16 protein-coding genes are annotated in these 13,597 nt (G+C 71.9%); 6 read left to right on the top strand and 10 right to left on the bottom strand.

Annotation, left to right across the window (positions count from 1 at the left end; genetic code table 11):
• Nucleotides 1–218 precede the first annotated feature (218 nt).
• The 6 genes from Q0112_RS07875 to Q0112_RS07850 form a co-directional block, all read right to left on the bottom strand.
• Nucleotides 219–494: a hypothetical protein gene (locus Q0112_RS07875; RefSeq protein ID WP_297973626.1), complete on the bottom strand. Its 276-nt coding sequence runs from the start codon at nucleotides 492–494 to the stop codon at nucleotides 219–221.
• Between the two features lie 190 nt (nucleotides 495–684).
• The gene (locus Q0112_RS07870) at nucleotides 685–1,143 is read right to left on the bottom strand and encodes a carboxymuconolactone decarboxylase family protein (RefSeq protein ID WP_297973624.1); all 459 of its coding nucleotides are present in this window, start codon (nucleotides 1,141–1,143) and stop codon (nucleotides 685–687) included.
• Between the two features lie 89 nt (nucleotides 1,144–1,232).
• A complete protein-coding gene (pstB, locus tag Q0112_RS07865) occupies nucleotides 1,233–2,030 on the bottom strand; it encodes a phosphate ABC transporter ATP-binding protein PstB (protein ID WP_297973628.1) in 798 nt (265 codons plus the stop codon).
• 47 nt (nucleotides 2,031–2,077) lie between these two features.
• The gene (gene pstA / locus Q0112_RS07860; RefSeq protein ID WP_297973622.1) at nucleotides 2,078–3,415 is read right to left on the bottom strand and encodes a phosphate ABC transporter permease PstA; all 1,338 of its coding nucleotides are present in this window, start codon (nucleotides 3,413–3,415) and stop codon (nucleotides 2,078–2,080) included.
• A complete protein-coding gene (gene pstC / locus Q0112_RS07855; protein WP_297973619.1) occupies nucleotides 3,412–4,605 on the bottom strand; it encodes a phosphate ABC transporter permease subunit PstC in 1,194 nt (397 codons plus the stop codon). Before pstC ends, pstA begins: the two co-directional genes overlap by 4 nt.
• 62 nt (nucleotides 4,606–4,667) lie before the next feature.
• The gene (locus tag Q0112_RS07850; RefSeq protein WP_297973617.1) at nucleotides 4,668–5,717 is read right to left on the bottom strand and encodes a substrate-binding domain-containing protein; all 1,050 of its coding nucleotides are present in this window, start codon (nucleotides 5,715–5,717) and stop codon (nucleotides 4,668–4,670) included.
• Nucleotides 5,718–6,079: 362 nt separating this feature from the next.
• Between Q0112_RS07850 and rnd the strand changes: the two genes are divergently transcribed.
• From rnd to Q0112_RS07835, 3 genes are all read left to right on the top strand, one after another.
• Nucleotides 6,080–7,237, top strand: coding sequence for a ribonuclease D (gene rnd / locus Q0112_RS07845; protein ID WP_297973615.1), 1,158 nt, complete (start codon nucleotides 6,080–6,082; stop codon nucleotides 7,235–7,237).
• A gap of 201 nt (nucleotides 7,238–7,438) precedes the next feature.
• Nucleotides 7,439–7,885, top strand: a complete 447-nt coding sequence (gene aroQ / locus Q0112_RS07840; protein WP_297973613.1) for a type II 3-dehydroquinate dehydratase — start codon at nucleotides 7,439–7,441, stop codon at nucleotides 7,883–7,885.
• A 16-nt stretch (nucleotides 7,886–7,901) separates the two neighbouring features.
• Entirely contained in the window at nucleotides 7,902–8,642 is a 741-nt protein-coding gene (locus tag Q0112_RS07835) for a sulfite exporter TauE/SafE family protein (protein WP_297973610.1), read from the top strand.
• 145 nt (nucleotides 8,643–8,787) lie between these two features.
• Here Q0112_RS07835 and Q0112_RS07830 read toward each other — a convergent pair whose 3' ends face one another.
• The 4 genes from Q0112_RS07830 to Q0112_RS07815 all read right to left on the bottom strand — a co-directional run bounded on the left by Q0112_RS07830 (nucleotide 8,788) and on the right by Q0112_RS07815 (nucleotide 11,577).
• Nucleotides 8,788–9,207 carry a type II toxin-antitoxin system VapC family toxin gene (locus tag Q0112_RS07830; protein ID WP_297973607.1) on the bottom strand — a complete coding sequence of 140 codons (420 nt, stop codon included), beginning with the start codon at nucleotides 9,205–9,207 and terminating at the stop codon, nucleotides 8,788–8,790.
• Complete coding sequence (gene vapB, locus Q0112_RS07825) at nucleotides 9,204–9,452, bottom strand: type II toxin-antitoxin system VapB family antitoxin (RefSeq protein WP_297973603.1); 249 nt, start codon at nucleotides 9,450–9,452, stop codon at nucleotides 9,204–9,206. Before vapB ends, Q0112_RS07830 begins: the two co-directional genes overlap by 4 nt.
• A 60-nt stretch (nucleotides 9,453–9,512) precedes the next feature.
• Nucleotides 9,513–10,706 (bottom strand): kynureninase, encoded by a 1,194-nt coding sequence (gene kynU, locus Q0112_RS07820; protein WP_297973600.1) that lies wholly within the window; start codon nucleotides 10,704–10,706, stop codon nucleotides 9,513–9,515.
• 142 nt (nucleotides 10,707–10,848) lie between these two features.
• Entirely contained in the window at nucleotides 10,849–11,577 is a 729-nt protein-coding gene (locus Q0112_RS07815) for a DUF3108 domain-containing protein (protein WP_297973597.1), read from the bottom strand.
• 104 nt (nucleotides 11,578–11,681) lie between these two features.
• Here Q0112_RS07815 and meaB point away from each other — a divergent pair, with 104 nt between their 5' ends.
• The 3 genes from meaB to Q0112_RS07800 form a co-directional block, all read left to right on the top strand.
• A complete protein-coding gene (gene meaB / locus Q0112_RS07810) occupies nucleotides 11,682–12,665 on the top strand; it encodes a methylmalonyl Co-A mutase-associated GTPase MeaB (protein ID WP_297973594.1) in 984 nt (327 codons plus the stop codon).
• Between the two features lie 93 nt (nucleotides 12,666–12,758).
• Nucleotides 12,759–13,046 carry a 50S ribosomal protein L28 gene (rpmB, locus tag Q0112_RS07805; protein ID WP_297973592.1) on the top strand — a complete coding sequence of 96 codons (288 nt, stop codon included), beginning with the start codon at nucleotides 12,759–12,761 and terminating at the stop codon, nucleotides 13,044–13,046.
• A 106-nt stretch (nucleotides 13,047–13,152) separates the two neighbouring features.
• Nucleotides 13,153–13,597: Uma2 family endonuclease (locus Q0112_RS07800; protein WP_297973589.1), on the top strand; the 445-nt coding region annotated here is incomplete at its 3' end.

Genomic DNA, 13,597 nt, shown 5'->3' with positions numbered 1-13,597 from the left:
CCCGCCTGTTGGCGGGGCCCCTCGTCTGCTCGATAGGGTTTCTGCCTGTATGAAAGCCTTGGCGTGGAGGTGGGGCGACGGCGGTTCCCGTCGTCGTCGCGGTGCGGGTGGGGGACGGTCGAGCATTCGCGGGTGGTGACGGGCGCCGCGGGCGCGCGGGTGACGTACGCGGGCGGCCGGCGCGCCGCTTCCGGGCGGGGGCCGGCTCCCGGGACGTGTCAGGATTGCGGCCGGCGCAGCAGGCGCTGGTGGAGGACGAAGTTCTCCACCGTGAGCTTCACCACGGTCGCGAGCGCGACGAGGAGCTGGCGGTCGCGGGCGACGCCGCCCGCCTCGTAGCCGGCGAAGGTCTCGGCGATCTGCGAGGCGATGAGGTCGTAGACCGTGTCGCGGTCGAGCCCGGTTCCGCCCCAGGCGATCGGGTCGGCGCCCTCGACCTCGCGCGCCAGCGCGGCCAGCATGCGGTGGTCGAGCGTGAAGCCGTCGTCCTGCATCGTCCCTCCGGTCGGCCCGGGCACCCGGGGGGAAGCCTAGCATGGGGCGCGAAGCAGGCGCCACCGCGGCGCCGCTGCGGGGCGCGCGCGGTCAGTGCAGGTGGGCGAGATTGTCGGGGTTGCGCATCAGGTAGATGGCCGTGGCCTTGCCTTCAGGCCGCGGCCGCCAGCTGCCGGGCGGTCTCGCCCGTCACGCAACGCTCCGGCGCGGCGGCTGCTCGAGCCAGGTGCCGAAGCCGACCGCGAGGCGGTTCCAGCCGTTGATGACGTTGATGACGAGGGTGAGGGCCACCTGCTCCTCCGCGGAGAAGTGCGCCGCGAGCGCCTGGTAGGCCGCTTCCTGGGTGTGCCCTTCGGAGAGGCGGGTCAGGGCCTCGGTCCAGGCGAGGGCGGCGCGCTCGCGGTCGGTGTAGAGGGGCGCCTCGCGCCAGGCGGCGAGGACATCGAGGCGCTGCTCGCTCTCGCCTTGGGCGCGCGCCTCGGCGGTGTGCATGTTGAGGCAGTTGGCGCAGCCGTTGATCTGCGAGGCGCGGATCTTGACGAGTTCGACCAGGCTCGGCTCCAGGCTGCCGTTGACGGCCTGGGACATCGCCCGCCACTGCTTCATCAGGGCGGGGGCGGCGGCGAGCACGTCGAGTTTCGCGGTCATGGGATCGGGTTCCTTTCGCTGGTTCCGACCATATGACGAGGGAGGGGACCCAGCTGTGACATGCTGTGACGTGGGCGGGGCGGGGCGGGTCAGCCGATCTTGCCGGTGATATAGTCCTCGGTCTGCTTCTCGCGCGGGTTGGAGAAGATGTCGGGCGTCTCGCCGTGTTCGATGAGCTTACCGAGGTGGAAGAAGGCGGTCTGCTGGCTGACGCGGGCGGCCTGCTGCATCGAGTGGGTGACGATGACGATGGTGAAGTTCTGCCGGAGCTCGTCGATCAGCTCCTCGATCACCGCGGTGGCGATCGGGTCGAGGGCCGAGCAGGGCTCGTCCATCAGGAGGACCTCGGGGCGGGTGGCGATGGCGCGGGCGATGCAGAGGCGCTGCTGCTGGCCGCCGGAGAGGCCGGTGCCGGGCTCGTGCAGGCGGTCCTTGACCTCGTTCCAGAGGCCGGCGCGGCGGAGCGAGCCCTGCACCAGCTGCTCGAGCTCGGGCTTCGAGCGGGTCATGCCGTGGATGCGGGGGCCGTAGGCGACGTTCTCGAAGATCGACTTCGGGAAGGGGTTGGGCTTCTGGAAGACCATGCCGACGCGGGCGCGCAGCTCGACGACGTCGATCGCCGGGCTGTAGATGTCGACGTCGTCGAGGATGATCGAGCCGGTGACGCGTGCGGTCGGGATGGTGTCGTTCATCCGGTTGATGCAGCGCAGGAAGGTCGACTTGCAGCAGCCCGAGGGGCCGATGAGCGCGGTCACCTTGTTGCGCGGGATGTCGAGGTCGACGCCGAAGAGCGCCTGCTTCTCGCCGTAGAAGACCGAGACGTCGCGGGCGCGCACCTTCTCGGCGGCCTGCGGCCTTTCGGCGAGGGCGGGGGCGACGGCGTCCATGGGACGATACCTTAGCTGCTGATCCGCGAGAGTCATCCGTTTCCCTCCTACCAGGTCCGCTCGAGCTTCTGGCGCAGGACGATCGCGACGGTGTTCATGGCCACCAGGAAGACGAGGAGCACGATGATCGCGCCCGAGGCCCGCTCGACGAAGGCGGGGTCGGCGCGCTGGGTGAAGTTGTAGACCTGCACCGGCAGGGCGGTCGCCGGGTCGAAGAGGCCGTCCGGCAGGCCGGCGGGGAAGTCCTTCACGAAGGCGACCATGCCGATGAGCAGGAGCGGCGCCGTCTCGCCGAGCGCCTGGGCGAGGCCGATGATGGTGCCGGTCAGGATGCCCGGCATGGCGAGCGGCAGCACGTGGTGGAAGATCGCCTGCATCTTCGAGGCGCCGACGCCGAGCGCCGCCTCCTTGATCGAGGGCGGCACCGACTTCAGCGCGGCGCGGGTGGCGATGATGATCGTCGGCAGCGTCATCAGCGTCAGCACCAGGCCGCCGACGATCGGGGCCGACATCGGCAGGTTCATGAAGTTGATGAAGAAGGCGAGGCCGAGGATGCCGAAGACGATCGAGGGCACGGCGGCGAGGTTCGAGATGTTCACCTCGATCACGTCGGTCAGCCAGCTCTTCGCGGCGAACTCCTCGAGGTAGATCGAGGCGGCGACGCCGATCGGCAGCGAGAGCACCAGCACGATCAGCATCATGTAGGCCGAGCCGATCAGCGCCACGCCGAGCCCGGCCGCCTCGGGGCGGTTCTCCGAGGCGTCGGGGTTGGTGATGAAGGCCGGGTTGAAGCGCAGCTCCATCACGCCGGCCTCGAGGAGCCGGTCGGCGGCGTCGAGCTGGGCCGGGTCGAGGCGGGCGTCGCCGGCCGAGCTCTCGCGGGTGATGTTGCCCTTCACGTACTGGTCGATGCGGCCGTTGGCCAGGAACTCGAACTCGACCGTCTCGCCGATGCTGTCCGGGTTGGCGATCACGTAGTTGCGGAGCTGCGCCGGGGCGCCGTCCGAGACCATGCCGGCGAGGAGCGCCGGGGTGATGCCGGGGACCGTCGGCTGGAGCTCGGCCGTGGCGGTCTCGAGCGAGCGCTTGATCAGCGGGGCGTAGGCGAAGGTCAGGACCTTCCTGATCCCGTCGGGGTCGCGCGTCCCGGAGGGGTCGAGCACCGCCGGGTCGAGGTAGATCTGGGCGCGGACGAAGGTCTGGGTGAAGGCGGGCAGGCCGCCGCCCAGCACCGAGACGAGCAGGAGCACGAGGGCGGCGATGGAGACGCCGATGGCGCCGACGCCGTAGAGGCGGAAGCGCTTCTCGGCGGCGTAGCGGCGGCGCGTCAGCGCGGCGCGGCGCTCCGGGTCGAGCGCCGCGGGGACGAAGGTCGCGTCGGTCATTCGTACTGCTCCCGGTAGCGGCGCACGATGTAGAGGGCGAGGACGTTCATGCCGAGGGTCAGCACGAAGAGGGTGATGCCGAGGGCGAAGGCGACGAGCGTCTCGGGCGAGTTGAAGTCGGTGTCGCCGGTCAGCTGGCTGACGATCTTCACCGTGATCGTCGTCATCGCCTCGAACGGGTTGAGCGAGAGCTGCGCCGCGGCGCCGGCGCCGAGCACGACGATCATCGTCTCGCCGATGGCGCGCGAGGCGGCGAGCAGGACGGCGCCGACGATGCCGGGGAGCGCCGCCGGGATGATGACGCGGCGGATCGTCTCGGACTGGGTGGCGCCGAGGCCGAGCGAGCCCTCGCGCATGGCGCGCGGCACGGCGGTGATGATGTCGTCCGAGAGCGAGGAGACGAAGGGGATGAGCATGATCCCCATGACGAGGCCCGCGGTCATCACCGAGGCGGAGGAGGAGCCGAGCCCGGTCGGCTGGGCGAACCAGTCGCGCAGGATCGGCCCGACGGTGACGAGCGCGAAGAGGCCGTAGACGATGGTCGGGATGCCGGCGAGGATCTCGATCGCCGGCTTCGCCGCCCTGCGGAAGCGGGGCGAGGCGTACTGCGTCAGGAAGATGGCGGTGAAGAGCCCGATCGGTACGGCGACGGCGAGCGCGATGGCGCTGACGTAGAGCGTGCCCCAGAGCAGCGGCAGCATGCCGAGCCGGCTCACGCCCTGGAAGGCCGGCGACCAGACCGTGCCGAAGAAGAACTCGCTCCAGCTGTACTGGCCGAAGAAGCGGGCGGTCGAGAAGACGAGGCTGAGCACGATCGCCGCGGTGGTGAAGATCGCGACCGTCGCGGCGAGGAGGAGGAGGCCGAGGACGATCGTCTCGACGAGGTTGCGGGCGCGGAAGGCCGGCGTGATGCGGGCCCAGACCGCCACGAAGGCAGCGAGGGCGAGGGCGATCGAGGCGATCGCGACGAAGCGGCTGCCGATCTCCGGCGCCACGGTCGCGAGGAGGTTGAGCAGGACGAAGGTGACGATGCCGGCGAGCAGCGCGGCGAGCGCCACCGCCAGGCCGTGGTAGGTCGTGCGCGAGTGCAGCGCCCGGGTGTCGCCGCCGGCGGCGGCGCGCCAGCGGCCGCTCAGGTATCCGGCGACCGCCAGGATCGCCAGGACGAGGAAGAGGAGGCCGGCGGACATGGCTCACCCGTATGCGGACTGCGATGGAGGCGCCCCCGCCGGGTGGAGGCGCCGGGAGGCGATCAGCTCGCCGGGTCGAGGGTCTCCTCGTTCGCCAGCCTGGCCTGGGTCGCGGCGAGCTCGGGGTCGGAGACGAGGCCGTAGGCCGCGAGCGGGCCGTCCGGGCCGGCCACCGCGTCGGAGACGAAGAACTCGGCGAACTCCTTGAGGCCGGGCACCTCGCCGATGTGCGCCTTCTTGAGGTAGAAGAAGAGCGGGCGCGACACCGGGTATTCGCCCGAGGCGATCGTCCCGGTCGAGGGCGTGACGCCCGACATGGTGGCGACCTTCAGCACGTTGGTGTTGTTCTCGTAGAAGGCGAGGCCGAAGACGCCGATGCCGTTCGGGTCGCTCTGGATGCGGGCCAGCGTCTCGGTATAGTCGCCGTCGATGTCGACCGAGGCGCCGTCGGTGCGCAGCTTGACGCAGGCGTCGGTCGCCGCGTCCTCGTCGCCGCCCTTGAGCGCGGCGATCGCCGCGAGGGCGCCGGCGTCCTCGCAGCCCTGCAGGATCACCTTCTCCTCGAAGACCTCGCGAGTGCCGTGCTTGGTGCCGGGGACGAAGGCGAGGATCGGGGCGGCGGGCAGGCTCGGGTCGACCTCGGCCCAGGTCCTGGCCCGGTTCGGCACGAGGGCGCCGTCCCTGACGACCTCGGCGGCGAGCGCCTGGTACCACTGGGCGGGGGTGAAGGCGGTGAAGCCCGGGCCGTCGGTCTTCGAGGCGAAGACGATGCCGTCGTAGCCGATGCGGACCTCGATGATGTCCTTCACGCCGTTGGCGGCGCAGGTCTCGATCTCGCTCTCGCGGATCGGCCGCGAGGCGTTGGCGATGTCGACGGTGTCGAGGCCGACGCCGGCGCAGAACTGCTGCAGGCCGGCGGAGGAGCCGCCCGAGGCGACGACGGGCGTCGGGAAGTCGAAGTTCTCGCCGAAGGCCTCGGCGGCGATCGAGGCATAGGGGAGGACGGTCGACGATCCGGCGATCTGGATCTGGCCGCGCGACTGGGCGGCGGCGAGGGCGGGGAGCGACGCGGCGAGCGCCAGCGCCGCGACGGTCGAGCTCAGGGTCTTCATCGTCTCTTCCTTCCGGGACGTGAACACGAGGCGAGCGGGCCCGGGTCGCCGGAGCCACCCGGCCCGATCCACGGCTCGCACCATAGGAGGCGGAACCGACAGTTGCGCGTCAGTTTCGTGACCGTTCCGTGACGGGCCAACCGGCTGATCGGGAAGGCGAAGGCGGCGGCCGCAGGTTCGGGCCGGCGGGGAATCGCCGCCCCTGCCCTGCCCGCGCCGCGGCGCCGCGCGGCGCCCGAGCGCAACCTTGCCATGGCCCCGGGCCTGTGCGAATAGTCGCCGCAGTTTCCGTAGGGAGTCGCGTTGCAAGTGCCTGTTTTTGCCACGCTGTCGACGACAGCCACCGAGCGCGGGGCCGGCGCTTGATCACGGACACCGATGCGCTCGCCCGCTTCTGCGCCGAAGCCGCGAGCAGCCCCTACGTGACGGTCGACACGGAGTTCCTGCGCGAGCGCACCTACTATGCCCAGCTCTGCCTGGTGCAGCTCGCCCGGCCCGGCACGGGCGACGAGGGGGCGGTGCTCGTCGACACGCTCTCCGACCGGCTGTCGCTCGAGCCGCTCTACGAGCTCTTCCGCAACAAGCGGGTGGTGAAGGTCTTCCACGCGGCGCGGCAGGACCTCGAGATCTTCCAGACCGACGCCGGCGTGCTGCCCGAGCCCTTCTTCGACACGCAGGTCGCGGCCATGGTCTGCGGCTACGGCGACCAGGTCGGCTACGAGACGCTGGTGCGGCAGGTCGCGCACGGCCACGTCGACAAGTCGTCGCGCTTCACCGACTGGAGCCGGCGGCCGCTCAGCGCGGCGCAGATGGCCTATGCGCTGGCCGACGTGACGCATCTGCGCCGCATCTACGAGGTGCTCGCCAGGCGGCTCAGCGAGACCGGCCGCGAGGCCTGGGTCGAGGAGGAGCTGGCGGTGCTGACCGATCCGGCCACCTACCGCAGCGACCCGGAGGAGGCCTGGACGCGGATCAAGACCCGCTCGAGCGCGCCGCGCTTCCTCGCCGCGCTGCGCGAGCTCGCCCGGCTGCGCGAGACGCTGGCGCAGGAGCGCAACGTGCCGCGCGGGCGGATCCTGAAGGACGACGCGCTGCTCGAGCTGGCCGCCAACCGGCCGCGGACGCTCGAGGATCTCGGCAAGTCGCGGCTCCTGCTGCGCGAGGCGCGCCGCGGCGAGATCGCCGAGGGCATCCTCGCCGCGGTCGCCACCGCCGAGGCGCTGCCGCCCTCGGAGATCCCGCATGCGCCCGAGGCGCACCACCGCAAGCCGGGGGCCGAGGCGCTCGCCGACCTGCTGCGGGTGTTGCTCAAGGCGCGCGCCGAGTCGGCGGGGGTGGCGCAGCGGCTTATCGCCTCGGGGGCGGAGCTCGACGCCATCGCCTCCGGCGAGGGCGCGGACGTGCCGGCGCTGCACGGCTGGCGGCTCGAGGTCTTCGGCCGCGACGCGCTGCGCCTGAAGCGCGGCGAGATCGCGCTGGCCGCCGACGGCGCCGCGGTCAAGGTGGTGCCGCTCGCATAGCGGAGGGGAAGATGGCCGACAGGGATCCGCGGGACTTCATGCAGCGCTTCCGCGGCGGCATCTGGGCCGTGGTCGGGCTCGTCATCGTGGTCCTCGTCGCGATCGCCATCGCCTGAGGCGGCGGGCCGGCGGAAGTTGACGCTGGCGGCACCGGGCCGGATGGTGCAGGAAGGGCGTCGGAATCCGGGGCCGGGGAGCGACATGCCCGCGATCGTCTATGTTCTCAACGGACCGAACCTCAACCTGCTCGGGCAGCGCCAGCCGGAGATCTACGGCCCCGCGACGCTCGCCGACGTCGAGCGGCGCTGCGCGGCGGTCGCGGGCGAGCTCGGGCTCGAGCTGCGCTTCCTGCAGTCGAACTGGGAGGGCCAGATCGTCGACTGGATCCAGGAGGCGCGCGGGCTCGCCGCCGGCATCGCCATCAACGCCGGGGCGCTGACCCATACCTCGGTCGCCGTCCTCGACGCGCTGAACGCCTTCGAGGGGCCGGTGATCGAGGTGCATGTCTCGAACGTCCACAAGCGGGAGCGATTCCGCCACCGGTCCTTCGTCTCGCTGCGGGCCGACGGGATCATCGTCGGCTGCGGCGTCCAGGGCTACGAGCTGGCGCTGCGCCGCATCGCGGAACTCGCCGCGGCGCGGGCGTGAGCCGCCCTCCGGCGCGATGCACGAGCCCGTCCTGCTCATCGTCCTGACCGCGCTCGCGGCCTTCCTGGTCGGCCTCTCCAAGGGCGGGCTGCCGGCGGTGGCGACGCTCGGGGTGCCGGTGCTGGCGCTGGTCATGTCGCCGGTGGCGGCGGCGGCGCTGCTGCTGCCGATCTACATCGTCACCGACTGGGTGGGGCTCTGGCTCTACCGGCGGGACTATTCGGCGCGCAACCTGCGCATCCTCGTCCCCTCCGGGCTCCTCGGAGTGCTGGTCGGCTGGGCGGTGGCCTCGCGGGTGTCGGACGCCTTCGTCGGGCTGCTGGTCGGGGCGGTGGGGCTCGGCTACTGCCTGAACGCCTGGGCGCGCCACCGGAGCCTCGCCGAGGCGCGGCCGGCCGACCTGCCGCGGGGGATCTTCTGGGGGACGCTGGCGGGCTTCACCAGCTTCGTCTCGCATTCGGGCGCGCCGCCCTTCCAGATGTACGTGCTGCCGCAGAAGCTCGAGAAGCTCGCCTTCGCCGGGACAGCGACCATCCTCTTCGCGATCATCAACGCGGCCAAGCTCGTCCCCTACTGGCAGCTCGGCTCCTTCCGCGCGATCGACCCGGCGCTGCCCCTGACCGCGCTGCCGGTCGGCATCCTCGGCACCTGGGTGGGGGCGAAGCTCACCCGGATCATGCCGGACCGGCTCTTCTTCGGCTTCGTGCAGGCGGCGCTCTTCCTCGTGTCGCTGAAGCTCGTCTGGGACTTCTTCTGAGGCGGGGACGGCCTGCCGCGGCCGGGATGCGAGCGTGATTTCGCGCGCGAAACTATACTTATCTCTATGAAAGCAAAGGGATTTCATGTGTTAATGCTTCGTGAATGCCCCTCCGGGCCTCTCGGGCCGAGTATCCGGGTGGCGTTCACCCGGTCGCCCAGTCCTCGACGCTGAGGCCTCCGACCCGCGCGAACTCGCGGAGGTTGTTGGTCACGAGGATACAGCCGGCGGCGCGGGCGTGGCCGGCGATCATCGCGTCGTTGCCGCCGATCGGCATGCCGCGGGCTTCGAGATCCTGCCGGATGCGGGTTGCCTCCTCGGCCGCCTGGCGGTCCCAGGGCAGGATTGCGGAGATGCGGCCGACGAAGGCCTCGACGAGGCCGGCGTGGCGCGGGCTGGCGCGCCGGCCGATCGTGCCGAGGAGCATCTCGTAGTAGGTGACGACGGAGATCACGACACCGTCGCCGGCCTCAGCCGCCGCCTGCAGCCTTTCGAGGACCGAGAGGGGTCGCTCGCGGATGATGAAGGAGCAGATGTTGGTGTCGAGCATGCAGACCCGACTCATCGCGGGGCGTCATCGCCGCCGAAGTCGAACCGGCCTTCCTCGATCAGGTCCGGACGCTCGCGGAGGAAGTCGGCATCGGCGGCCGGCTCGTCGGCGAAGGAGGTCCAGCTCGGACGGACCGGGCGCAGGATGAGGGCGTCGCCGCGCCGCTCGATGCTCAGCTCGGTGACGCCGGGGAACTCGAGGTCCTTCGGCAGGCGGACAGCCTGGTTGCGATTGTTGCGAAAGATCGAGACGGTCCGCATCGGATCATGGCTCCCAAGGATGCCATCAATCTAGCGTATGCTTGGCATATGTTCAAGCCGTCAGGTCACGGCGGAGAGCTTGCGGTAGGCGGGGTCGTCCCAGAGGCGGCCGGACATCACCTCGCCGAGGATCTCGGCGGCGCGGACGACGTCCGCTTCGGCGAGGTAGAGGGGGGTGAAGCCGAAGCGCATGATGTCGGGGGCGCGGAAGTCGCCGATGACGCCGCGGGCGATCAGCGCCTGCATGGCGGCATAGCCGTCGGGGAAGCGGAAGGAGACCTGGCTGCCGCGGCGGGCGGGGTCGCGGGGGCTGGCGAGGGCAAGTTCGGGGCAGCGCGCCTCGACCTCGGCGATGAAGCGCTCGGAGAGCTCGATCGAGCGGGCACGGACGTCCGCCATCTCGACGCCGTCCCAGGCGTCGAGGGCGGCCTCGAGGGCGGCGTAGGAGAGGAGCGGCGGGGTGCCGACGCGCATCCGCTCGATGCCGGCGGCCGGGCGGTAGCCGAGCTCGAAGGCGAAGGGGGCGTCGTGGCCGAGCCAGCCGGAGAGCGCGGGCTCGGCCGCGTCGGCGAGGCGGGGGGCGACGTAGATGAAGGCGGGCGCGCCGGGGCCGCCGTTCAGGTACTTGTAGGTGCAGCCGACGGCGAAGTCGGCGTCGTTGCCGAGGACGTCGACCGGCAGCGCGCCGGCGGAGTGGGCGAGGTCCCAGACGACGAGGGCGCCGGCGGCGTGCGCCTTGTCGATGATGCGGGGCATGTCGTGCAGGCGGCCGGTGCGGTAGTCGACCTCGGTCAGCATGACGACGGCGACGTCCTCGCCGATCGCGGCCTCGACCGCCTCGGGCGCGGGGGTGCGCAGCGTCGTGCCGTTGCCGAGCAGGCGGGCGAGGCCCTGGGCCATGTAGAGGTCGGTCGGGAAGTTGCCGTCGTCCGACAGGATGACCCGGCGCTCGGGGCGGAGGGCGAGGGCCGCGGCGAGCGCCTGGAAGACCTTGATGGAGAGGGTGTCGCCGACGACGACCGTCCCCTCCGGCGCGCCGATCAGCCGGCCGATGCGGTCGCCGAGCCGGCGCGGCTTGCCCATCCAGCCGCGGGTGTTCCAGGCGCGGATGAGGTCCTCGCCCCATTCCTCGCGCATGGTGCGGTTCACCGCCTCGACCGCCGCCACGGGCAGCGGGCCGAGCGAGTTGCCGTCGAGGTAGACGACGCCCTCGGGCAGGTGGAAGAGCGATCGGGTGCGGGCGAAGTCGGTCACGGGCGGCCTCCCTGGACTGTCCGCCCAGAGATACCGAGCGGGGTCGGGCTTGGGAATGCCCGCCTCGCGCAGGAGGCGCGGCATCGGTTCGGACGCGAACGAGGGGTGCGCCCTCCCCGCCCCGGCGAGCCGATGCGGGGGCTCAGTCGTTGCGGGCGACGACGGCCTGGCCGAAGTTGGTCGGCGCCTCGACGCGCTCGAGGGTCGCCATGCCGTCGGCGGTGCGGGCGAAGGTGATCGAGAAGGGGAACTCGCGCGCGCCGACCATGCTCGAGGCCTCGCCCTTGAGCCGGGCGTAGGTGCCGGCGCAGACGAGGCGGCCGTTCTTCTCGACCGGCGCCGCCACCTTGAGGCGGGAGACCCGCGAGCCGTCGAAGACCATGACCGTGGTGTCGCAGATCTCGTCCGCCGGCGCATCGCGCAGCAGCCGGAGGCTGGCCGAGACCGGGTCGAGCGTGCCGGCCTGCTCGGCCGGGTCGGGGGCCGAATCGCGCGGCGGCTCGACCGAGACGGCGACCGGCGTGCCGTTCTTCCACTCGATGCGGCTCTTGCGCAGCGCGCGCGGCGACTTCGAGGTGGCGGTGAAGATCTGCGGCACCACCTTGCCGCCGGCGGCGAGCTGGCCCTTCGCCTGCCCGTCGTAGAAGAAGTCGGTGAACACGCCGACGAGGCCGGCGGTGTCGATGCGGGTCGATGCGCTGTAGCTCCCGCCGGCCTGCTCGAAGGCGAAGGAGGCCGCGCCGACCGGAATGCCGGCGATGGAGAAGGAGAAGCTGCTGCGGTCGACCGCCGCCCGCGAGGCGGGGCCGGGCAGGGCCGTCGCGAAGCCGAGGAGGGCGAGGGCGGGCAGGGCGCGGAGGATCTTCGACATGGCGGAACGCTCGCGCGGGCTATGGATCGGGACGCCCAGGATATGCCAAAGAGGCACGGGAAGGCCAAGGGCGAGGATGCTGAAGCTTGCGTGATGGCGGAGAGATGCTGGAAGGGCTGGCCCGCGGCGACCGCCGCGCGCTCGCCCGCGCGATCACGCTGATCGAATCGACCCGGCCCGAGCACCGGGCGCGGGCGCGGGCGCTCATCGAGGCGCTGCCGCTGCCCGTCCGCCCGAGCCTGCGCGTCGGGCTGACCGGGACGCCGGGGGTCGGCAAGTCGAGCTTCATCGAGAGCCTCGGGCTGATGCTGACCGGGCGCGGGCAGCGGATCGCCGTGCTGGCGGTCGATCCCTCCTCGGCGCGCTCGGGCGGCTCGATCCTCGGCGACAAGACGCGGATGGAGCAGCTCGCCCGCTCGCCGCTCGCCTTCATCCGGCCGAGCCCGAGCCAGGCGGCGCTCGGCGGCGTCGCCCGCCGCTCGCGCGAGGCGATCCGGCTGGTCGAGGCCTGGGGGGCCGAGGTGGTGCTGGTCGAGACGGTGGGGGTCGGCCAGTCGGAGACGATGGTGGCCGAGATGACCGACGTCTTCGTGCTGCTGATCGCGCCGGGGGGCGGCGACGAGCTGCAGGGGGTGAAGCGCGGCATCATGGAGATGGCCGACCTCATCCTGGTCAACAAGGCGGACGGTGCGCTCGAGGCGCAGGCCCGGCGCACCCGGGCCGACTATGCCGGGGCGCTGCGGCTGCTCCGGTCGCGCCCGGGCGACCCGCAGGGCTATCCCCGCGCCATGACCGTGTCGGCGCTGACCGGGGCCGGGCTCGCCGAGGCCTGGGGGGCGGTCGAGGCGCTCGCCGAGGCGCGCGTCGCCGGCGGCAGCTTCGCCGCCCGGCGGCAGGCGCAGGCCGAGGCCTGGTTCGCCCATGCGCTCGAGACCGGGCTGCTCGCGCGGCTGACCGCCGATCCGGCCACCGCCGCCTGCCGGCGCGAGCTTGCGGCGCGGGTGGCGCGCGGCGAGATCGCGCCGGAGGCCGCGGCCGAGACGCTGCTGGCGGAGATCTTCGGTGCGCCGGCGCGGGCCGGGGATTGACGCCCCGGCCGATCGCGGCTATCAGGCCGCTTCGAGTTTTCCGGCACGGGCGGAGTCGCCGGTGCCTGCAGGTTATCCGAAGGACGGTCCCGAATGCCCCGCCGCTGCGAACTGACCGGCAAGAGCCCGATGGTCGGCAACAACGTGAGCCATGCCAACAACAAGACCAAGCGGCGGTTCCTGCCCAACCTCAACGATGTGTCGCTGTCGAGCGACGCGCTGAACCAGACGGTGAGCCTGCGCATCTCGGCCGCGGCGCTCCGCAGCGTCGACCACCGCGGCGGGCTCGACGCCTTCCTGCTGAAGGCGGACGAGGCGGTGCTGTCGCCGCGGGCGCTGAAGGTCAAGCGCGCCATCGAGAAGGCGCAGACCGCGGCCTGAAGGCGTCCCGCGCTTCCTTTTCGCAAGGCCCCGCCCCCTCGGGCGGGGCCTTCGCGTGTCGCGCCGGGGGTGCTAGGATGGGCGGCGGAAGGAGAGCGGTCCGGCGATGGAGCAGCTGCGGGAGATCCGGTTCACGGCCGACGAGTTCATCGCCTGGGTACTGCAGCAGCCGTCGGGCCGCTACGAGCTCGACAACGGCGTCGTCGTTGCCATGGCGCCCGAGCGGGTGAACCACGCGATCGCAAAGCTCAACGCCGCCGTCGCCCTGCGCAACGCCATCGGCGCGCAGGCCCTCCCCTGCCAGGCCCTTCCCGACGGGATGTCGGTCAAGGTCGGCGACCGGACGGTCTACGAGCCCGATGCGCTGGTGCGGTGCGGGCCGCCCCTGCCCGGCGACGCGATCGTGGTGGACGACCCCCTCGTCGTGGTGGAGGTGGTCTCGCCGTCGAGCCGGGGCATCGACCGGGGCGCCAAGCTCGCCGGCTATTTCTCGGTCCCGAGCGTGCGGCACTACCTGATCGTCGATACCGACGCGAAGGTCGTGATCCACC

The sequence above is a fragment of the uncultured Amaricoccus sp. genome, from assembly GCF_937858865.1.
Taxonomy (GTDB): domain Bacteria; phylum Pseudomonadota; class Alphaproteobacteria; order Rhodobacterales; family Rhodobacteraceae; genus Amaricoccus.
This window is presented reverse-complemented; position numbering and strand designations above follow the sequence as displayed.